Origin of the sequence: Frigoribacterium sp. CFBP 13729 (genome assembly GCF_014841875.1) — a bacterium.
GTDB lineage: Bacteria > Actinomycetota > Actinomycetes > Actinomycetales > Microbacteriaceae > Frigoribacterium.
On record NZ_JACYUR010000003.1, the window covers coordinates 138,183 to 158,365 of the forward strand.

The 20,183-nt window shown below is 74.8% G+C and carries 22 protein-coding genes; 16 read left to right on the forward strand and 6 right to left on the reverse strand.

The features are described from left to right. Nucleotides 1-67 precede the first annotated feature (67 nt). The 10 genes from IFT77_RS11070 (at nt 68) to IFT77_RS11115 (ending at nt 9,632) form a co-directional block, all read left to right on the forward strand. On the forward strand, nt 68-718 hold the full coding sequence (locus IFT77_RS11070) for a response regulator (RefSeq protein ID WP_371741027.1): 651 nt from the start codon (nt 68-70) through the stop codon (nt 716-718). Next, the gene (locus IFT77_RS11075) at nt 715-1,893 is read left to right on the forward strand and encodes a sensor histidine kinase (RefSeq protein ID WP_371741028.1); all 1,179 of its coding nucleotides are present in this window, start codon (nt 715-717) and stop codon (nt 1,891-1,893) included. The genes IFT77_RS11070 and IFT77_RS11075 overlap by 4 nt, the downstream gene beginning before the upstream one ends. A 117-nt stretch (nt 1,894-2,010) precedes the next feature. Further along, nucleotides 2,011-2,553: a flagellar protein FlgN gene (locus tag IFT77_RS11080; protein WP_123547621.1), complete on the forward strand. Its 543-nt coding sequence runs from the start codon at nt 2,011-2,013 to the stop codon at nt 2,551-2,553. Beyond that, nucleotides 2,553-3,968: a flagellar hook-associated protein FlgK gene (flgK, locus tag IFT77_RS11085; RefSeq protein ID WP_192170140.1), complete on the forward strand. Its 1,416-nt coding sequence runs from the start codon at nt 2,553-2,555 to the stop codon at nt 3,966-3,968. The genes IFT77_RS11080 and flgK overlap by 1 nt, the downstream gene beginning before the upstream one ends. Before the next feature lie 17 nt (nt 3,969-3,985). Further along, nucleotides 3,986-4,855 (forward strand): flagellin, encoded by an 870-nt coding sequence (locus IFT77_RS11090; RefSeq protein ID WP_370544925.1) that lies wholly within the window; start codon nt 3,986-3,988, stop codon nt 4,853-4,855. Beyond that, a complete protein-coding gene (fliW, locus tag IFT77_RS11095) occupies nt 4,852-5,244 on the forward strand; it encodes a flagellar assembly protein FliW (RefSeq protein WP_133738192.1) in 393 nt (130 codons plus the stop codon). Before IFT77_RS11090 ends, fliW begins: the two co-directional genes overlap by 4 nt. A gap of 119 nt (nt 5,245-5,363) precedes the next feature. Continuing rightward, nucleotides 5,364-6,638, forward strand: a complete 1,275-nt coding sequence (locus IFT77_RS11100) for a sorbosone dehydrogenase family protein (protein ID WP_192170008.1) — start codon at nt 5,364-5,366, stop codon at nt 6,636-6,638. Nucleotides 6,639-6,890: 252 nt separating this feature from the next. Continuing rightward, the gene (locus tag IFT77_RS11105; RefSeq protein ID WP_192170009.1) at nt 6,891-8,135 is read left to right on the forward strand and encodes a tetratricopeptide repeat protein; all 1,245 of its coding nucleotides are present in this window, start codon (nt 6,891-6,893) and stop codon (nt 8,133-8,135) included. 72 nt (nt 8,136-8,207) lie between these two features. Beyond that, nucleotides 8,208-8,663, forward strand: a complete 456-nt coding sequence (locus IFT77_RS11110) for a SprT-like domain-containing protein (protein WP_123547615.1) — start codon at nt 8,208-8,210, stop codon at nt 8,661-8,663. Nucleotides 8,664-8,987: 324 nt separating this feature from the next. Further along, the gene (locus IFT77_RS11115) at nt 8,988-9,632 is read left to right on the forward strand and encodes a CGNR zinc finger domain-containing protein (protein ID WP_192040666.1); all 645 of its coding nucleotides are present in this window, start codon (nt 8,988-8,990) and stop codon (nt 9,630-9,632) included. 195 nt (nt 9,633-9,827) lie between these two features. Here IFT77_RS11115 and IFT77_RS11120 read toward each other — a convergent pair whose 3' ends face one another. Both IFT77_RS11120 and IFT77_RS11125 read right to left on the reverse strand, forming a co-directional pair. After that, nucleotides 9,828-10,133, reverse strand: a complete 306-nt coding sequence (locus tag IFT77_RS11120) for a DUF427 domain-containing protein (protein ID WP_123547613.1) — start codon at nt 10,131-10,133, stop codon at nt 9,828-9,830. Between the two features lie 51 nt (nt 10,134-10,184). After that, nucleotides 10,185-10,889, reverse strand: coding sequence for a hypothetical protein (locus tag IFT77_RS11125; protein WP_192040665.1), 705 nt, complete (start codon nt 10,887-10,889; stop codon nt 10,185-10,187). 243 nt (nt 10,890-11,132) lie between these two features. On the opposite strand from IFT77_RS11125, the gene IFT77_RS11130 reads away from it, so the two are divergent. Then, nucleotides 11,133-11,624 (forward strand): hypothetical protein, encoded by a 492-nt coding sequence (locus IFT77_RS11130; protein ID WP_192040664.1) that lies wholly within the window; start codon nt 11,133-11,135, stop codon nt 11,622-11,624. Nucleotides 11,625-11,665: 41 nt separating this feature from the next. Here the strand turns inward: IFT77_RS11130 and IFT77_RS11135 are convergent, their stop codons facing one another. Continuing rightward, nucleotides 11,666-11,992 carry a DUF4333 domain-containing protein gene (locus IFT77_RS11135; RefSeq protein ID WP_192040663.1) on the reverse strand — a complete coding sequence of 109 codons (327 nt, stop codon included), beginning with the start codon at nt 11,990-11,992 and terminating at the stop codon, nt 11,666-11,668. Nucleotides 11,993-12,164: 172 nt separating this feature from the next. Between IFT77_RS11135 and IFT77_RS11140 the strand changes: the two genes are divergently transcribed. The 3 genes from IFT77_RS11140 (at nt 12,165) to IFT77_RS11150 (ending at nt 15,509) form a co-directional block, all read left to right on the forward strand. Continuing rightward, entirely contained in the window at nt 12,165-12,791 is a 627-nt protein-coding gene (locus tag IFT77_RS11140; RefSeq protein WP_146903578.1) for a DUF1684 domain-containing protein, read from the forward strand. Nucleotides 12,792-12,847: 56 nt separating this feature from the next. Beyond that, nucleotides 12,848-13,252 carry a hypothetical protein gene (locus tag IFT77_RS11145; RefSeq protein WP_192170011.1) on the forward strand — a complete coding sequence of 135 codons (405 nt, stop codon included), beginning with the start codon at nt 12,848-12,850 and terminating at the stop codon, nt 13,250-13,252. 388 nt (nt 13,253-13,640) lie between these two features. Beyond that, a complete protein-coding gene (locus IFT77_RS11150) occupies nt 13,641-15,509 on the forward strand; it encodes a DEAD/DEAH box helicase (protein WP_192040660.1) in 1,869 nt (622 codons plus the stop codon). Nucleotides 15,510-15,708: 199 nt separating this feature from the next. Here IFT77_RS11150 and IFT77_RS11155 read toward each other — a convergent pair whose 3' ends face one another. Both IFT77_RS11155 and IFT77_RS11160 read right to left on the reverse strand, forming a co-directional pair. Beyond that, a complete protein-coding gene (locus tag IFT77_RS11155; RefSeq protein WP_192170012.1) occupies nt 15,709-16,317 on the reverse strand; it encodes a hypothetical protein in 609 nt (202 codons plus the stop codon). A 511-nt stretch (nt 16,318-16,828) separates the two neighbouring features. Continuing rightward, on the reverse strand, nt 16,829-17,386 hold the full coding sequence (locus IFT77_RS11160; RefSeq protein WP_146902586.1) for an NUDIX hydrolase family protein: 558 nt from the start codon (nt 17,384-17,386) through the stop codon (nt 16,829-16,831). Between the two features lie 100 nt (nt 17,387-17,486). Here IFT77_RS11160 and IFT77_RS11165 point away from each other — a divergent pair, with 100 nt between their 5' ends. Further along, nucleotides 17,487-18,188, forward strand: coding sequence for an alpha/beta hydrolase (locus IFT77_RS11165; protein ID WP_192170013.1), 702 nt, complete (start codon nt 17,487-17,489; stop codon nt 18,186-18,188). A 101-nt stretch (nt 18,189-18,289) separates the two neighbouring features. Then, a complete protein-coding gene (locus IFT77_RS11170; RefSeq protein WP_192040657.1) occupies nt 18,290-18,967 on the forward strand; it encodes an SIMPL domain-containing protein in 678 nt (225 codons plus the stop codon). Between the two features lie 34 nt (nt 18,968-19,001). Here IFT77_RS11170 and IFT77_RS11175 read toward each other — a convergent pair whose 3' ends face one another. Then, nucleotides 19,002-20,159 (reverse strand): GNAT family N-acetyltransferase, encoded by a 1,158-nt coding sequence (locus tag IFT77_RS11175; RefSeq protein WP_192170014.1) that lies wholly within the window; start codon nt 20,157-20,159, stop codon nt 19,002-19,004. Between the last annotated feature and the right edge of the window lie 24 nt (nt 20,160-20,183).

Sequence of the window (20,183 nt, forward strand, 5' to 3'; positions counted from 1 at the left end):
CAGCCGCACCCCCGCACCCCCGCACCCGCACCCGCACCCGCACCGACACCGAGAGGCGGTCCCGACCGTGACCGACAGCCCCGTCTCCGTGGTGGTCGTCGACGACGAGGGCCTCGTCCGGTCGGGCATCGCCCTGGTGCTCGACGCCTCCCCCGACATCGCGGTCGTCGCGGCCGTGCCGAGCCCCGAGGCGGTCGAGGCGGTCCGCGAGCACGCGCCCGCCGTCGTCCTGCTCGACGTGCGCATGCCGCCGCCCGACGGGTTGACGGTGCTCGCCGCCCTGATGGACCTGCCCGTCCCCCCGGTGGTCGCGATGCTCACGACCTTCGACACCGACGACCTCGTGCTGGAGGCGCTGCACCGCGGTGCGTCCGGGTTCCTGCTCAAGGACACCGATCCCGAGCAGCTCGCCCGCCACGTGCTGACGCTCGCCTCGGGCGGCGTCGTCCTCGCGCCCGGCCTGCGACACCGTCGGCTGTTCCGCGACGCCGGCGACGACTCGCAGACCGCGAGGGTCGCCGGGCTCTCCGCGCGCGAGACGGCCGTGCTGCGCTCCCTGGCGCGCGGCTCGTCGAACGCCGAGATCGGCGTCGAGTGCGGCCTCCCCCTCGGCACCGTCAAGGAGGCGGTCAGCTCGGTCGTCGCCGCGCTCGGGGTCCGCTCGCGGGTGGAGGCCGCGATCGTGGCCGACCGGGCAGGGCTGGTGGACCGCAGGTGAGCGAGAGCGCGGGCGCGGGCCAGGGCCAGGGCGCCAGCCGGGTCGAGCGCGCGGGCACGGACGTCGCCGGGCGGGCAGCCGGTCCGACCGCCCGCGCCGCCCGCCCCTGGCTGTCGGCGCTCGTCGACGTCGCCGTCGCCCTCGGCGCGGGGGCGGGCTCGTCCGTCGTGCTCGTCGACTCCGACCCGGGCAGCGTCGCGCTCGGCGCCGTGGCCTGCGCGGGCCTGCTCGTGCGGCGTCGGCTGCCCTGGGTCAGCCTGCTGCTGACGCTGCCCGCCTTCGCGTGGGCCGACGCGTTCGTGCCCGTGATGGTGGCCCTCTTCACGCTCGGGACGATGCCGTCGCAGCGACGCACGACCGTCGTCGCCGTGGTGCTGTCGGCGCTCGTGCACCTGGTGTCGGTCGACACCTGGGAGTTCCCGGACTTCGTCACCGAGGACGTCGTCGACGCCGCCCTCTACACGGCGGTCCCGGCGTTGCTCGGTGCGTTCCTGCAGGCGCGCCGGTCGCTGGCCGATCAGCTGGGCGCCCTCCGCGCCTCCTCCGCCCGCGAGCGCGAACGCGACGCGCACGACGCGCTCGAGCGCGAGCGCGCCGTCCTCGCCCGGGAGATGCACGACGTGGTCTCGCACCAGGTGAGCCTCATCGCCGTGCAGGCCGGCGCGCTGCAGATGGTCGCCCGCGACGACGAGACCCGCGGGGCCGCGCGCACGATCCGCCGGCTCAGCGTCGCCACCCTCGACGAGCTGCGGTCGATGGTGGAGGTGCTGCGCGCCTCCGGGGGCGACGACCGGGACGCGTCCCCGCAGCCTGCGCTCGTCGACGTGCCCCGGCTGGTCGCCGAGAGCGGGATCGACGCGACCCTCGACCTCTGCCTGCCCGACGACCTGACGAGCGCCCAGCAGCGCGCGCTCTACCGGGCCGTCCAGGAGGGGCTGACGAACGCCCGCAAGCACTCGACCGGGGCCCCGGTCGCGATCAGCGCCCGGGTCGAGGCCAGCACCGTCCTGCTGCACGTCGACGCCGGCCCGGCGACCGAGCCGCTGCCCGACCTGCCCAGCGCACGCCTGGGCATGACCGGCCTCGGCGAGCGCGCCGAGCTGCTCGGCGGGACCGTCTCGGGCGTCACCCGCGACGACGGCTCGCACCGCCTCACCCTGCAGTTCCCGCTCTGACGCCCGCGAGGGACGCCCGTCGCCTAACGCCGGGGAGAGGGACGCCGATAGTCCCCCGTGCAGAGGACGTCACCGCTCCGCTGCACCACCCGACGACCCCCTGACCGAGGAGGCCCCATGGGCGCGAACGAGCTGTCCGCGCTGCTCTGGCGTGAGCGAGAGCTGCTGGAGCTGCTGACCTTCAAGCTGGAGGAGGAGCAGCTGCTGCTCACCGCCGGCCGCACCCGCTGGATCGAGCACGCGACCCGCGAGGTCGAGCAGGTGCTCGAGCGCCTCCGCGAGGCCGGGCTGGCCCGTGCCGTCGAGGTCTCGTCGGTCGCCCAGGAGTGGGGCACGGACGAGGAGGCGCCCCTCCGCGAGATCATCGCCGCGGCTCCCGCAGGCCCCTGGGGAGAGATCTTCACGGCTCACCTGAGGTCGATGACCGACCTCACCGCCCGCATCGCGCAGCTGCGCGACGAGAACGAGCGGTTCCTCCGCGCCGCCGCCCGGGCGACGCAGGAGACCATGGCCACGGCGGCCGACGCGGCCGCCGGCAGCATCTACGACGCCAGCGGCTCGGTCGGGGGCGCCTCGGCGTCGCGCGCCGGACGTGCCGGCGCGGGAGCCGCCTCCGGCAGCCAGGTCTCCGGCGGCCAGCTCTTCGACGGGCGGCTGTGATGGTCAGCACCTTCGGCAGCCTGCACACCGCCTACACCGGCCTCGTCGCCGCCCGCACCGGCATCGACGTGACCGGCCAGAACATCGCCAACGTCAACACCGAGGGCTACACGCGCCAACGCGTCGGCCAGAGCTCGGTCGAGGCCCCGGCCCGGATGGGCCGCTTCAGCGCGGGCGTCGTGCCCGGGCAGGGCGTCGCGGTCGACGCGATCGCCCGCCTCGGCAACGCCGTCGTCGACGGCCAGGTCCGCGGCGCCGCGGCCGCCGCCGGCTACCAGTCGGTGCGCGCGGACGCGCTGTCCTCCCTCGAGCAGGGCCTCGGCGAGCCGCGCAGCACGGGCATCACCGCCCAGCTCGGCGCCTTCTGGAACTCATGGAGCGACGTCGGCAGCCACCCCGACCAGACCGGCCCCGCCTCGGTGCTGCTCGGCCAGGCGAAGACCCTCGCTGCGAGCATCGCCTCCGGCCACCATGCCGTCGAGGACCAGTGGAGCGCCACCCGCGGCACCGCCCAGACCCTCGGCGTCCAGCTGAACGACGCCGCCCGCCAGGTCGCCGACCTCAACGGCCGCATCCGCTCGGCCGTGCAGGACGGCACGAGCGCCAACGAGCTGATCGACGCCCGTGCCCGCCTCACCGAGCAGATCGCCTCGATCGCCGGCGGCACCGTCCGCGACGCCGGCGACGGCACGGTCGACGTCCTGATCGGCGGCAACGCGCTCGTCAGCGGCACCACGGCGCGGAGCGTCGTCGTCGAGGGCGAGTTCGCGATGAGCGCCTCGACCGGCGTGACCGTCGAGTGGGCGCACCGCCCCGGCGACGCCGTGGCCATGGACGGCGGCAGCCTCGCCGGTGCCGTCTCGCTGCTCGGCCCCGCGGCCGGCGGACAGGGCGGCGCCCTCGCCGAGGCCGCCGCGTCGTACGACGCCCTCGCCACGCAGCTCGCGACGCAGGTCAACGCCGTGCACGCCGGCGGCGTCCGCGCCGACGGCCAGCCCGCCGGCCAGTTCTTCGCCCTGGCGCCCGGCGTCTCGGCGGCACGCGGCCTCACGGTCGTGCCGACCGGCGCCTCCTCGATCGCGTCGGGCGGCGGCGCGGGAGCCCTCGACGGCTCCGTCGCGCAGCGCATCGCGCAGATCGGCGTCGGGTCGGGCTCGCCCGACCGCGCCTGGTCGTCGATCGTCGCCGGCATCGGGGCCTCCGCCAAGAGCGAGATGGCCCAGTCGTCGCTCGCCGACCTCGCCGCCTCGTCGGCGAAGAACCGGCAGCTCTCGGGCTCTGGCGTGAGCCTCGACGAGGAGAACGTCTCGCTGCTCAGCTACCAGCACGCCTACCAGGGCGCTGCACGCGTGATGACGGCGATCGACGAGATGCTCGACACGCTGATCAACGGCATGGGCCGGGTCGGGAGGTAGGGACGATGCTGACACGCGTGACGAACCAGATGACGGCGCTGCAGTCGCAGCAGCACCTGCAGGCGGGCTCCGTGCGCCTGGCGCAGGCGCAGGAGCGGGCCACGAGCCTCGACAAGCTGAGCCGCCCCTCCGACGACCCCACCGCCACGGCCGAGGCCCTGCGCGTGAAGAGCCTGCAGTCGGCCCACGCCCAGCACACCCGCAACGTCGCCGACGGCGACGGCTGGCTGAGCACGACCGACTCCGCGCTGATCGCCGCCGACTCGCTGATGGCCAAGGTGCGCGAGCTGACGCTGCAGGGCGCCAACGGCTCGCTGTCCCCGAACGCCAAGGAGGCGGTGGCCGTCGAGCTGGAGGGCCTCAAGGCCGACCTGTTGGGCGTCGCCAACACGAGCATCAACGGCCGCAGCGTCTTCGCCGGCACCTCGGATGCCGGGGTCGCCTTCCGCGCCGACTACAGCTGGACCGGCACCGCCGGCTCCAGCGTCACCCGCCGCATCGGGCCGGAGACGACCGTCGCGGTCGACTCGGACGGCTCCGCCGCGTTCGGCACCGGCGCCTCCTCCGTCTTCGCCCTGATCGACGACATCGCGACCAGCCTCCGCACCGGAGGCGACGTCGCGTCCCACCTGACCACCGTCGACGCCCGTGTGTCCGGCCTGCGCAGCGTGCAGTCCGACATGGGCGCGCGACACGCCCAGCTGCTGAGAGCCGAGGACACCCTGATGGACACGAAGGTCACGCTGGAGGCACAGCGCGCCGGGCTCGAGGACCTCGACCTCGGCCAGGCCGTGCTCGACCTGCAGCTGCAGAACAACTCGTACCAGGCCGCCCTGCAGGTCACCGCGAAGGTGCTGCAGGTCTCGCTGATGGACTTCCTCCGATGAGCGCCGTGACCGCCCCCGTGGCGTTCGTCGCGCCTCCCTTCGGGCTCGAGCCGCTGGTCGACTTCGTCCTCGACGAGGTCGAGGGCGCGACCGGCTTGTTCGCGCTGCGGGCGACGGACACGTCGTCCGAGGTGCGGCTCTACGTGCTCGACGCCGCCGTGCACCTGCCCGACTACTCGCCGGTGCTGACCGACGAGCAGACCACCGGGCTCGACCTGCACGACGCTGCAGAGGCGCTGCTGCTCGTCGTCGCGACACCCGCGGCCAGCGGCATGACGGTGAACTTGCTCGCGCCGGTCGTCGTCAACACGCGCACCGGCCAGGCCGCGCAGCTCATCCTCGAGGGCCAGGACTGGCCGCTCCGCGCGGAGCTCGCCGCGCGCGCCTGAGCACCGCTCACACGTCACGGTCGGGTGACGGACTCGTCACGGTCCTGCAACGATGCGCCGCACCCGTCGCCCGGCCCGCTCCTCCTCGTGTCTGATTGAGGCACGAGGAGGCGCACCCCATGACACGAGACCGGCCCCGACACCGGCCCGCCCGGCGCACGCGCGTCGAGGTCGCCGCCGCCGCCGTGACGACCTCCCTCGCCCTGCTGCTCGCGGGCTGCACCGGAGGCGACGAGGCGTCCACGGGCACGTCGTCGTCCCGCTCGGCGAGCGACGCCGCCGCACCCGTCGAGACGACGCCGGGCCCCGGTCCGGTCGCGCCGACCACGGACACCGCGGCGGTCCGCGTCGCCGACGGAGCCGAGCCGACCGACGTGGTCACCGGCCTCGAGGCCCCCTGGTCGGTCGTGCGGCTCGACACCGGGTCGTCCCTGATCAGCCTCCGCGACAGCGGCCGCGTCGTCGAGCTGACCGGCGACGGGTCGGTCCGCGACGTCGCGACCCTCGACGGCGTCGTGCACCAGGGCGAGTCGGGCCTGCTGGGGCTGGCCGTGCTCGCGGGGTCGCCCTCGTACCTCTACGCCTACCTGACGACCGCCGACGACAACCGCATCGTGCGCGCGCCCCTGACGGGCGAGCCCGGCTCGTACGGGCTCGGGTCCGTGGAGGACGTCTTCACCGGCATCCCGGCCGCCCGCAACCACGACGGCGGCCGCATCGCCTTCGGCCCCGACGGCATGCTCTGGGCGACCACCGGCGACGCCTCCGACGACACCGCGTCGCAGGACGAGACCTCCCTCGGCGGCAAGGTGCTGCGGATGTCGCCGACCGGCGCCGTGCCGAGCGACAACCCGATGCCCGGGTCACCCGTCTGGAGCCTCGGCCACCGCAACCCGCAGGGCATCGCGTGGGACGCGTGGGGCGGCGGCTGGGTCGCCGAGTTCGGCCAGGACACCTGGGACGAGCTGAACTCCCTCGCCCCGGGCGCGAACTACGGCTGGCCCGAGGTCGAGGGCAGGGGCGCGTCGGGGCCGGCCGGGTCGTCGGGGTCTTCCGGGTCGTCGGGGCCGGCCGGCTCGTCGGGCCGGTTCCTCGAGCCGGTGCTGCAGTGGCGCACCGACCAGGCGAGCCCGAGCGGCCTCACGGCCGTCGGGTCGACCTTGTTCCTGGCGGGGCTCGGCGGCGAGGCGCTCTTCGAGATCCAGGTGCCCGAGGGCGGCGAGGCGACCTCGACCGAGCGGTTCTCGGGCGACGAGTCGCTCGGGCGGATCCGCGACGTGCTGCCGGGGCCGGACGGCACGCTCTGGTTGCTGACGAACAACACCGACGGCCGCGGCGACGCCCGGCAGGGCGACGACCGGATCGTCAGCGTGCCGCTGCAGCCGGTCGACTGAGCGCCGCGGGGGTCCTGCGGGGCCGACCCGCGCCTCCTGCGGGCTGGTCGGTCAGCCGCAGCCGCGGCCGCGGCCGCGGCCGCAAAAGCGAGACAGATCCTGCTCGGCCGTCACTGGCAGCCCAACTCGCTCGGCCACGATGCGGCGGATCACTCTCGATATTCGAGAGGCCCGACATCGAAACCGAGAGGACCCGTGCCGAGCGCGCGCCGGACGGCCCGAACGAGCACCCTGCGGTTACCCTCGTACTCGATGAGCCAGCACGACTCGAACCCCGGATCCGCGACCGGCAGCACCCGCCCCCGCAGCGTGCCGCCGGGCTCCGACGCGCCCTCGGGCCGCACCTCCCGCCCCGTGCCCGGCGTCGAGCCGATCAGCCTCCGCGCCGCCGTCGACGTGCGGACCGCGGAGGCCCGCCTCACGGCCCTCGGCCAGAGCCGCAGCACCTCCGCCCTGGGCGAGCGCGCCGACCTGCTGCGCACCCTCGGCCGCCTGGACGAGGCCCTGGCCATCGCCGAGGAGGCGTTCCGCCTCGCCCACTTCACCGGCGACCGAGCCGACTCCACGGCGGCGCGCATCCGTCGTGCGCACGTCCTGCGCGAGCAGGGCAAGCTCGAGCGCGCGCTCGGCGACCTGCACACCAGCCGCATCACCGCCTCCACCGAGGAATGGCGCGTGCTCGAGGCCACCGCCGCCGAGCTCGAGGGCTACACGCTCTTCGACCTGGGCCGGTACGACGAGAGCGACGAGGTCCTCACCGCCGCGCTGACGGCCTACGAGCAGGCCGGTGCCGCCCGCGACCGGCTCGACGCGCTCCGCACCGTTATCGAGGGGCTGATGCGGGCCGCGCACGAGGGCCCCGCGCACGCCCGCGAGACCGGCTCGGTCACACCGATCGGCCGGGCCGCGGCGGGCGCCCACGCGGCCGTCGCCTCCCCGCCGGAGGAAGGCGACACGAACCCCTCGGGCCTGCCCCGCGTCGGGGACGGGTCGCCCACGTCCGCTGCCGTCGGGCACGGCGACCAGGGCGAAGGAGGCGCGCAGCAGTCCCCGGAGCACGCGGACGTCCCTGCTCCCGCCTCCGCCGCGCCCGCCCCGACTTCACCCGCGACGCCCGAGTCCGACGCGACTGCCACGTCGGCCTCGGAGGCCCCTGCCCTGCAGGCCCCTGCGCCGATCGAGCCTGCCCTCGCCGCCGCGATGCGGATCGATCCCGGTGACGCGCCCGCCGCCTCCTCGGCGCCTGCCGCCCCGTCGGAGCCCGTGCTCGACAAGCCGTCGACCCGCGCCGACACCAGCCTCTGGGGCAAGATCTCCAGCCTCGCGGCGAACGCCGCCGGGCACCGCGACCGCGACGGCGAGCGTGCCGTGGTCGTCGACGCACCCGCGGTGGACGACGACGGCGAGCCCCGCCGCGGCGCCACCGGCGTCACCGGGGTCGTCGACGGACTGCCGCGCGACGACGAGCCGACCACCTGGCCGTTCCCGGCGCGCTGACCTGCGCGTCGATGCTGCACCGCACCTCCTCGTGACGCCCCGGGCCGTGCCCTCCCTCGGGAGGCGCTGACCGTGGCCGACCTCGACCGGGTGCGGCGCTGGGCCGACGCCCTGATCGCCCTGCACCTCGACCCTGCCGTGTGGAGCTTCGGCTTCGACGCGGCCAAGACCCGTGCGGGGCTCTGCGACTACGGCAAGAAGCGGATCACCGTCTCCCGGCACCTCGCGGGCAGGTACGAGGACGACGAGATCCACCAGGTGCTGCTGCACGAGGTCGCGCACGCCGTCGCCGGGTCGCGGGCGGGCCACGGTCCGCGCTGGAAGAGCGTCGCGACCGAGCTCGGCTACGTCGGCGGCCGGCTGCACGACGGGGCCATCGCCTCCGAGCTGGCCCCGTGGGTCGGCGTCTGCGCCGCCGGACACGAGCACTTCCGCTACCGGGAGCCGAAGCGGCCCCTCGCCTGCGGTCGCTGCTCGCGTCGCTACGACCCCGCGCACCTCATCACCTGGACCAAGCGCGCGGTCTGAGGCTCTGAGCCGCGGGGTCGCGCCCTCGCGCCCGGCGCCCAGCGCCCGACCCCCCGAACCCCGACGGGCGGATCCCTCTCACATTTGAGAGGGATCCGCCCGTCGGCGACCCAGGACTCAGACCCGCGGGGAGTCATCCGCCAGATCTCTCTCGCTTTGCTGCCGCTGCCGCTGCCGCCATGCCCGCAAATGCCGACCGCAGGCCCTCGACACGCCCGGGATTCGCCTCCACACGTGGCGTGTCGCACGTCCGCGGTCGGCATGTGCGGAGCCGCAGAGCAGAGGAGGCGCGGGCCCCGCTGCGTAACCAGCTAGGGTGGTCAGATGACGACTGGGCAGTGGCTGCGCTCCGACACCGGCACGCGCTGGTTCTTCGACTCCGGGGCGCTCGCGCTCGATTTCGCGTACCTCGGCGGGTTCCGCGCCGGCTCGCGCCTCGGCCCCGAGTCGGGTCTCGCGCAGCCGATCGACGGCTCGTCGCCCTGGGACGGCCTCCTGCTGCCCGCCGACCTCGACGACTGGCTCGCCGAGCGGTTCCCCGGGATCGGCGGCGGAGCCTCCGACCGCGAGCTCGCGGACGCCCGCGGCCTCCGCGACGCGATCGCCCGGCTGGCCGTCGCCGCGGTCGACGGGGCCTCGCCCGACCCCGGCGACGTCGACATGCTCAACCTGTTCGCCGCGACGCCGGACGTGCCTCCCGCACTCGCCGGGGGACGCCGTCAGGCCGGTGCGGGGCGGCTGCGGCTGGGTCAGGCGCTCGCCTCGGTCGCCCGCGACGGGGTGCGGCTCTTCGACGAGGTGGGGTTCGGCGGCGGGGACGAGTCACGCCTCCGGCGCTGTGCCAACCCGCTGTGCGGTCTCGTCTACCGTGACGAGTCGCGGGCCCGCAGCCGCCGCTGGTGCTCGATGCAGCGCTGCGGCAACCGGGCGAAGGTCCGTGCGCACAGGGCGCGTTCGGCTCAGCGGTGACGCGCCAGCGTCACGCCGAACGCGCCGGGTGAGCCTGCGAACCCGGGTCGGCTCAGCGGTGACGCGCCAGCGTCACGCCGAACCCCCGGGTGAGCCTGCAGCCCGCACGCCCCCACACCACACCCCCGAACGAGCAGCACACCCTCGGATTCGGGGGTGTGCTGCTCGTTCGGGGGTGTGAGGCGACAGGTGCGCCTACTCGACGACCTGCACGTCCTTCCAGAACGCGACGTAGCCGGTGTAGTCCTTGCCGACGCGGTCGAACGACGCGGGGATCGGCGTCGGGTAGCTCCACGCGCGGTCCTGCAGGAGCGTCTCGCCGTCCTTCACGCTGAAGTACTGGGTGTCGCCCTTCCACGGGCAGTGGTACTGGGTGGGGCTCTTCTCGAAGAGCTCGTCGTTGACGCTCGCGGGCGGGAAGTACCAGTTGCCCTCGATCGAGATCAGCTCGTCCTTCGGGGCCTCGGCCACCACGGTGCCGTCGCTCAGAACTGCCTTCATCGTCCACTCCTCTGGTCGGGGGCTCGGTCGGCCCGCGTGCTGAGCAGAACGCTACGCCGACTCGCTCTGTTCCCCGTGCGAACGGTGCGTGCCCGGGGCACCGCCGTCGGCGGCCGCACCGCCGACTCGGCCGGTCGCCTCGGCCACGAAGGGCACGCGGTGCACCGTCGCGACCGCGGCCGGCGTGCGGGCCGCGACCAGCGCCTCCTCGCGTCCGGTCGCCGCGAGCTCGACAGCGGACGAGGAGGCGGTCAGCAAGTGGGACTGCGCCCCCCGCAGCGAGACGGCGGCGGCGCACGCGACGGCGGCCTCGGGCGACGAGAAGTCGATGCCGGAGGCGGCGAGCGCGTCGACCACGGCCCCCGCGGCGAGGACGTCCTCGACGGCGGACCGGAACCCGTCGTCGTCGAGCGCTCCCGCGGCGACCACGGCCACGACCGCGCGGTCGCCCCGCTCGGTCTGGCGCGCGAGGACCCGGCGGGCGACGTCGGCCGAGGAGGCGGCGGTCGCGTGCAGCACGAGCGCCTCGGCGTCCGAGACGGCGGCGACCGCGTCGAGCACGTCGACCGTCGAGAGCAGGCCGTGCCCGTCGAGGACGTCGACCACGACCACGACGTGCGCCCCGGACGCGACGCGGGCCGCACCGGCGACGCCCTGGTCGAGGCGGACCTGGTACTTGGACTGGTGCGGCTTCTGCTGCTGCGGTTCCTGCTGGTGCGAGGCCGTCTGCTGCGGGGTCGTCTGCGGAGCTGTCACCTCCTCAGGGTAGGTCGGGGCGCCTCCTCGGCTCAGCGGGTTGCGCCGCGTTACGCGCCGCGTCCTCGCCTCGGGCCTCTCACTGTTCAGGAGATCGCGACCCGCACCTCCTGGACCGTGCACGACTCAGGACAGCGAGTCACCCCGGTGCGCGACTCAGGAGCGAAGTTCCTGGATGAGGAGAGGAGAGCCGAGCAGGCCCGCCGCGCCCGCCGCCCGGCCCACGGGAGCAGACTCGTCCGCATGCACGTGCAGCTCAAGATCCGACTCGCCTGTCCCGTCGACGCCGCGGCCGACGCCCTGCGCGACCCCGCCGTCATGGTCGCCGTGACCAAGCCGCTGGTGCGCTACCGCTCGCTCGCGCCCGGGGGCTTCCCCGACCGCTGGACCGAGGAGGCGCACCCCGTGACCGCACACATCCTGGGCCTGCTGCCCCTCGGCGACACGCACGTCGACCTCGACTGGCACGACCGTGACGGCGCCTGGATCCAGCGCGACACCGGGAAGGGCACCGCCGGCCAGTTCTCGCGGATGCGCATCGACCACCGCATGGCCGTCTCACCGCTGGGCCCAGACGAGACCCTGCTGCGCGACCGCCTGGTCTTCCACGCCGGGCCGATCGGCATCGCGCTCTGGCCCGGGCTCTGGCTCGTCTGGCAGTGGCGCGCGCTCCGGATGCGCGCCCTCGCGCCGGGCTGGCGCGCACCCGAGGCGCACCCGCGGCACGCAGGCTGACCGCGAGGGCCGGGGCGTGACGCGCCCGGCCCCTCCTGCTCCTACTCCTTCGGCTGCTCGTCGACGGCGACGTCCACGTGGTAGTCCTCGCCGCCGTCGGTGCTGATGGTCACGAGCGAGTCGTAGACGACGTCGTAGCCCGGCGTGTTCACGTCGCAGTGGACCTCCCCACCGTCCACCACGTCGATCGCCTCGTCGCCGCAGTCGACGTCGGGCCGGGTGCCGACGGACTCCTCCAGGCCGTCCGCCACGGTCGTGGCGAACTTGTCGGCCGACACGGTCCGGTTCGCCTCGACGGTGCAGCCGGCGAGGCCGGCGGCCAGCACGGCGATCGTGACGACGCTGCCAGCGGTGTGCAGTGCTCGCATGGTGTTCCCCCTCGTTCCGGGGAACGCCCCTCGCTCCCCGCCGTCGAGTCTGGCACCGACACAGTGCGCCCGGACTACCGTCGCCCGCGTGACCGACCCGACCCCCGCCTCCTCGTCCCCCACCTCCCCGTCCTCCACCGCCGCAGGCGACGCCGGCGCGGCTGCGCCGCTCGTGCCCGACACCGACTCGGGCCTCGCGCTGGCCGCGTGGCGCCGGACGATCCACGGGCTGTACCGGCAGGTGCGCGAGGCGACCGACCTCGAGGCGGCGCACGACCTGTGGCGGCGCACCCGCGACGAGCTCTTCACGACGAACCCGGTCACGCCGCTGCTCCCCGAGGACAGGCCGCACTTCACGGGCCTGCCGACGAAGCCGTACGACGCCGCCTGGCGCTTCGAGGTGCCGATCCTGCCCGCGGAGCCGCACCGCATGGTCGTCGAGACGGGCACCGACGGCGACGTGCCCTTCGACCGGGTCGGCCGGGTCGAGGTGCCGGGCGTCGGCTCGCTCGACGTCTGGCGGCTGCGCTCGTACGGGGGCGGCCTGTTCGTCCCGGTCGGGGACGCGCTCGCCGGCAAGCCGGGCGGCACCTACGGAGGTGGTCGGTACCTGATCGACTCCGTCAAGGGCGCCGACCTCGGGCCGGGCTCGGAGCCGGGCACGATCGTGCTCGACTTCAACTTCGCCTACAACCCGAGCTGCGCCTACGACCCCGCGTGGGCCTGCCCGCTCGCGCAGCCCGGCAACCGCGTGGCCGTCGAGATCCCCGTCGGCGAGCGGTACTCGGGGGCGCACTGAGCCCCGGCACGGACGGTGCGGCAGGGGCAGGACGACCTGTCCGCTAGCGTGGCCCCATGACCGCGACGACGCCGCCCGACGGCTCCTCCTCCGCGCCGCCGGCACTTTCGTCGCCCGAGGTCGTGACGGAGGCGCTGCTCGCGCTCGGCCGCGACCCCGCGAACCCGTTCACGGTCGCCGTCGAGGGCGACAGGATCGTCGCCACCTGGGTGTACCAGGACGCCCGGGGCATGTTCGGCAACAGCCGCTCCAGCTACCGGCTGCGCATCACGCTGCTGCCTGAGACCCATGAGTACAAGCGGTCGGAGATCAACACCGAGCGCAGCGTCGGGACGGCGTCCGGCTCGTACACGTTCAACTCGGCGAAGGTCGTCGGTCCCGTCAAACGGACCCTCGCCGCACACGGCTGGCACCGTCGGAGGACGGCCCTCGGCAAGGCCATCCGCAGCCTGTTCTCCTAGGACGACCCGCCCGCCCGGCGTGCGCGCCCTGCCTGCGCGGCCCGCGCCTCCTCGCGTGCCCGCACCGCACCTCCTCGCGTTCTGCGACGAGTGCCGCTAAGCTGGAGTCACTTGCGAGTCGGCCCGACCGGCTCCCTGCGTCGTAGCACGCCCCTCCTCGCCTCTCGCCCTGGCACACACCCAGGCACCCAGCAGGCGCGCGAAGCTCACTCTGCGGCGAAACGATCGTGCACACCTGCACCGTCGCCACACCTCGAGCCCGGCTACGACAGCCGCTCACCGGCTCTGCACCGCCGTTCTCCAGAACCCCATGACCACGCGTCGGGGCGACCGAGACGCGTGGCCCGCAGCCTTGGCCCGGCTCGACACCTGCCCCTGAAAGGCACGCATGTCACTCACCACCGACTCCCCCGTCGTCCCGGCCGCCGACGCGACCGACGCGCCCGCCGTCTCGTTCGCCTCACTCGGGGTCCCCGCCCCGATCGTCTCCGCCCTCGCGAAGGACGGCAAGGAGAACGCGTTCCCGATCCAGGTCGACACGCTCCCCGACACCCTCGGCGGACGCGACGTCCTCGGCCGCGGCAAGACCGGCTCGGGCAAGACCCTCGCCTTCTCCATCCCGATGGCCGCCCGCCTCGGCGGCAAGCTCGCCGGCGGCAAGCGCCGCCCGGGCCGCCCGCTCGGCCTCGTGCTCGCCCCGACCCGCGAGCTCGCCACGCAGATCGACGCCGTCCTGGCGCCGATGGCGGCCGCGTACGGCATGAACACCACGACGATCTTCGGCGGCGTCTCGCAGAACCGCCAGGTCCAGGCCCTCAAGTCGGGCGTCGACATCGTCATCGCCTGCCCCGGTCGCCTCGAGGACCTGATGAAGCAGGGCTTCATCAAGCTCGACGCCGTCGAGATCACCGTGCTCGACGAGGCCGACCACATGGCCGACCTGGGCTTCCTGCCCGGCGTCACCCGCATCATGAAGGCCACCCCGAACGACGGCCAGCGCCTGCTCTTCAGCGCGACCCTCGACAACGGCGTGGACAAGCTGGTCAAGCAGTTCCTCCACAACGAGGTGCTGCACTCGGTCGACGAGGCCAACTCGCCCGTCGCCGCGATGACCCACCACGTCTTCGAGACGCCCGACCTCGACAGCAAGAACGCCCTCGTGCAGAAGCTCGCCTCGGGCAAGGGCCGCCGCATCCTCTTCATGCGCACCAAGCACCACGCCAAGAAGCTCGCCAAGAAGCTGACCGAGGCCGGCATCCCCTCGGTCGACCTGCACGGCAACCTGTCGCAGCCGCAGCGCGACCGCAACCTCGCCGCGTTCCAGGACGGCTCGGCTCGCGTGCTCGTCGCCACCGACGTCGCCGCCCGCGGCGTGCACGTCGACGACATCGAGCTCGTGATCCACGTCGACCCGCCCACCGAGCACAAGGCGTACCTGCACCGCTCGGGCCGCACCGCCCGAGCCGGAGCCGAGGGCGACGTCGTCACCCTCGTCATCCCCAGCCAGAAGCGCGACGTCGCCCAGCTGATGAAGAAGGCCGACATCAAGCCGACCACCACGGCCGTCACGACCTCCTCCCCCGAGGTCGCGGCGCTCGTCGGCGAGGTCGCCGCGTACGTGAAGCCCCTGCCGAAGTCGGCCGTCCAGCAGCAGCAGGGCGGCAACGGCGGAGGCGGCGGAGGTCGCTCGCAGGGCGCCAACGCCCAGCGCAAGCGCGCCGCTCGCCAGGACAGCACCGGCGCCCCGATCGCTCGTGCCGACCGCTCGGGTCGTCCCGCTGCGGGCGGCGGGCGTGCAGGAGGCGCGGGTCGCGACGGCGGGCCCGCCCGCTCGGGCGGTCGTGACGGGGCACCCCGTGGCGGTCGTGACGGCGGTCGCTCGCGCGACGCTGCTCCCCGCGGCGGCGCCTCGACGTTCTACTCGACCGAGTCGGGCCGCGGCGCGGTGTCGCCGGTGCGCGACGGCGGCGCTCGTGACGGCGGCGCCCGCGACGGCGCTGCCCGCGACGCCGAGGCTCGCGGCACCCGCCAGCCCGGACGCCGCGCCCAGAGCGACGGCGGCCAGAGCCGCACGAACGCCGTGCGCAACGACCAGGCCGACTTCGCGGCGTCGCAGGGCGAGCGTTCGCAGGGCGGTCGCTCCGGCGGCGGCTCGCGTCGCGCCTCCTCGGACGGCGGTCGCCCCGGCGGCCTCAAGGTCGGCGGACTCGTCGGCGGCAAGCCCCGCAGCGGCGGCGGCCAGCGCGGCGGCCGTTAGGCCCCACGCACCACCTGCACCCACGCCCCCGGGCGGCGCCACCGCGCCGCCCGGGGGCGTCGCGCTGCGCCCCGCCCGCGCCCGCGCCCGCGCGCCCGCGCCCGCCTCACACCCCCGACGAGGCATCACACCCCTGAATCCGGGGGTGTGATGCACGGTCGGGGGTGCGTGGAGACTCGACACCTCCCCCGTGGCAGGGTCAGCGCACGCCGGCACGGACGAGGGCACGCACGAGCGGCTCAGCCCTGAGCGCGTCCGACCAGCTCCAGCGGACGACCGTGCGCACCTCCGGCAGAGCACGCAGCGCGTCCTCCCGGTTCTTCTCGTCGACGACGACCTGTTCCGGGCTCCGCCCCCCGCGCGTCTCCCGGTCGCGGTACTTGACCTCCCCGTCGAACTCGCCGACGACGCCGAACTCGGGCCACCAGAAGTCGACCACTCCGATCGTCGGCCCGTGCTCCGGGAAACGCTGCTGCAGCACGGGTGCGGCCAGCCCCGCCGTGTGCACTGCCACCCTGCTGATCGACTCGCCCGGCGACTCCGACCGCCCGTCGGCGAAGGCGACGGCGGCCGCGGCCCGTCGGCTGCCCGGGACTCGGGGGATCGCGGCCAGAACTGCCTCGAGCTCCGCCCGGTCGAACGCACCGACGTGCAGACCGTGGTCCAGAGGGACGACACCAGCACGCAGCTCGCCCACGCGCGCCACGTCCACGGCCGCTCTCGCGGCGGGCACGACGCGGAGACCCGCGACGACCTCGACGACGATCGGCGAAGCCGCGGCCGCGTGCTGATGGACGAGCGGACTCACCTTCGCTGTCGTCCTCCGGGGCGCGAGGACGTGGACCCGCGACGGCCGGTCCCCGAGCACCGGGAAGCCGTGCACCGCGAGGGCGGAGCCGTGGGAGAGGACGGCTGAGGGGCCGAGGCGTGAGACCACCGCGCGAGCCAGGGCGATGTGGCGATGTCGGCCGCACGCGCCGTTCCACCTGGCCTCACGGACGAACACCCCTGCTGCGAGGCGGACGAGCGTGCCGCGTCGCGCGTCCCGGCCGAGGGACGTCGCATCGCCGCCGTCCAGGACGACATCGGACCTGTGGATGAGTTCGAGTGATGTGTCGCACACGGACCGAGGATGACCTAGGCGTCCTCGGTGACGCCACCCGTGCCTCCTGGCCTGTGGACAACTCAGCGCCGCAGCCTGTACCGGGCACCCCCGAACGTGCAACACACCCTCGAATTCGGGGGTGTGTTGCACGTTCGGGGGTGCGGCGGCGCAGCACGGCCGCGGCGCGCAGCGCTCAGCGCGCAGCGCGGGCGCGCTAGTGCAGCGCGCCGACCGAGGCGAGCGCGCTCCGCAGCAGCGCTCCGCGCCCGCCCTCCATCTCGCCGGCGACGTCGTCCGACGCGGCCTGGTGCGGCGTCAGCCAGGTGAGCTCGAGCGCGTCCTGGCGGGGGTCGCAGGTGCCGGTGACGGGCACGACGTACGCGAGCGACACGGCGTGCTGGCGGGCGTCCGTGTAGACCGACGAGCCCGGCAGCGGGAAGTACTCGGCGACCTGGAAGGGCACCGGCGACGGCGGCAGCTGCGGGAACGCCATCGGCCCGAGGTCCTTCTCGAGGTGGCGGAACAGCGCCGTCCGCAGGCTCTCGCCGTACATCACGCGCCCCGAGACGAGCATCCGCGAGATCGACCCCTCCTCGGAGGCGCGCAGCAGCACCCCGACCTCGGTCACGACGCCCATGCCGTCGGTCCGCACCGGCACCGCCTCGACGTAGAGGATCGGCATGCGCTGCCGGATCGTGTACAGCTCCTCCTCGGACAGCCAGCCCGGGTTGGGGTCGCCGGGCGTGGGGTCGGGGGTCTGCACGGAGCTCATGGCCCCTGTCTACTAGGCCTTCGTCACGGTCGGGTGACGAAACGCTCTCCGAGCCCCGAGGAGGCGCGCGTCCCGCCAGCCCGTCTGGCAGGGTCGAGGCATGGTCACGATCGATCCCGCCCTCGTCCGCTGGTCCGTCGAGGAGCCCGACCGGGCCGGGCGGCCGCTCGTCGTGCTGCTGCACGGCGTCGGGTCGCACGAGGGCGACCTGATCGGGCTCGCCCCCTACCTGCCGCAGAACGTCGTGCTCGCGTCGCTGCGCGCCCCGATGCCGCACGGCGACGGCTTCTCCTGGTACCCGCTCAGCACGCCGGGCGCACCGTCGGCGGGCGCCGTGGACGACGCCGCGGAGGCGGTGCTCGCCTGGCTCGACTCGCTCGGCGACGCGCACCCCTCGGTCAGCCTGCTCGGCTTCTCGCAGGGCGGCTCGCTGTCGCTGCAGCTGCTGCGCCACGCTCCTCGCCGCTTCGAGTTCGCCGCGGTGCTGGCGGGCTTCGTCGTGCCGACCGCCTCCGACGCCGACCCCGACACCGCGGCCGCGTCCGCTGCCCGTGACGAGGCCCTCGCCGAGGTCCGACCGCCCGTCTTCTACGGTCGGGGCGACGTCGACTCGATCATCCCGGTCGACGCGGTCGAGCGCACCTCCGCCTGGCTCGAGGCGCACGCCGACGCCGAGCAGACCGTCTACCCGGGCCTCGCGCACGGCGTCTCGCAGGAGGAGCTCGCCGACCTCGTAGCGTTCATGTCGCGGGTCACGGCTCCCGCGGTGCTCGACGGCGCGGGCGAGGCGCCCGTAGCCTGAGGCGCAGCCCGGCCCCAGAGGCCGAGCCCGGCCTGCCGAGCGTCGACCGCCGAGGAGGCGCGCCCCGCCCCGGCAGACCGCCCGCCACTCGAGGAGGCACCATGACCACGATCGCCGTCACCGGCTCCGTCGTCCACCGGCACCGCGCCGAGCGGGGGGTCGTGCACCTGTCGCTCGTCGCCGAGGGCACCGACCGTGCGGCCGTCGTCGCCGAGGCCGAGTCGCTGCACGCGCAGGTCTCCGAGCAGGCCACGGGGCACCGACGGCAGGGTGCCGCCACCTGGTGGAGCGCGCAGGACGTGACCGTGGGCCCCGTGGCCCCGCCGGTCCGCTGGGACGCGGACGGCACCTCCTCGGCTCCCGACCCCGACCTGCCCGCCCGCTTCCGGGCGCGATCGGTCGTCGTCGTGCGGTTCAGCGACTTCGCGGCGCTCTCGGCCTGGGTGTCCGAGCTGGCCCGCGTCGACGGCGTCTCGGTCGACGCGCTCGAGTGGTCGCTCGGCCACGACTCGCGGGCGGAGGCCGAGCGGGCGGCCCGTGTCGCGGCCGTGGCCGACGCGGTGACGCGAGCGGGCGACTACGCCGAGGCGCTGGGCCTGTCGCAGCCCGTGCTCGTCGCCGTCTTCGAGCCCGGACTGCGCCCCGGGGCGGCGGGCGGCGCGACGACGTTCGGCCTCGCCCGCGCCGCGATGTCGCCCGCAGGAGGCGGCGGCGGCTTCGACCTCGCCCCCGCCGACATCGAGGTGCACGCCGAGATCAGCGCCGACTTCACGGCGTAGGTCGCGGGCGGCGCCGGAGCGGGGCGGAGCTGGCCTACAGCTTCTTGCTCCACGCCCCCTCGTGCTCGAACGGCACGAATCCCACGGCCTCGTTGACGTCGAGCATCGGCCGGTTCTCCTCCGCGTTGAAGGTGAACACCGCGGGGTGCCCAGGTCGCTCGGCCTGCAGGAGGTCGGTCGTGGCGACCTTGAGCAGCCAGCCGAGCCGGTGACCTCGGTGCTCGCGCAGCACGAGGGTGTCCTGCTGGAACGCCGGTCGCGCGCGGTCGGCCGGCGCCTCGACCTGGCTGAACCCGACGAGCCGGCCGGAGGCGACGTGCTCGACCACCGCCGTGAACCGGGTGCGCGGACCGGAGAGCGAGCGCTCCTCCTCGTCGCGCCAGCGCTCGGCGGTCCAGACGTCCTCCGGCTCGTCGAGGCCGCCGGCGGGGGCGTCCGTGCTCATCCGCGTCTCGAGCGCGGCGAGGTCGTCGACCCAGCGCCCGGGCGAACGGCCGACCCACGTGTGCAGGCGGTAGGCGTCGCCCGCGGCCGACCGGGCGCGCTCGCGGACCGTGCCGAGCGCCTCCTCGTCCGGGGGCAGCGGCAGCCGGCTGCAGCGCATCACCTGGCCGAGCGCCCACCCCCGCGCGAGCAAGAACTGCACCTCGCCGTTCTCGCGCGGCACGGACCCGGCACCGGTGGGGGGAAGGAGGCGCGGCTCGCCCTCGCCCCGGGAGCGCACGTAGGCGATCACCTGCGTCCGCCCCTCGGCGCGGGCGAGCTGCTCGAGGTGCTCGGCCAGCAGCGTGCCGTGGCCGCGGCGGCGGGCCTCGGGCAGCACCGACACGTCGAGCCACGCAGTCGTCGCCGCGTCGCCCTCCCGTCGCGTCTCGTACCAGCCGACCGCGACGAGGCGGCCCTGCTCGCGCACGCCGAAGAGCCGGTGGTCGCTGTGCACCTCGTCGAGCAGGTGGGGGAGCTGCTCGTCGGGCTCCCACGAGAGCTCGTCGGAGCCGATCGCGGCGCGGCGGACGGCGTTCTCGAGGTCGACGGCGGCGACGTAGTCGGCGGCAGCGGGTGCGTCGGCGGCGTCCGGCGACACGGACGCGGGGAAGGGGATCTGCTCGACGACGGCGTGCGTCGGCGTCTCGACGGCGTGCGTCGGCGTCTCGGGGACGGGCTCGCGGCCGGGCTCGGCGGTGGAGGTCATCGTGGTCTCTCGGGCCGCGGGGGC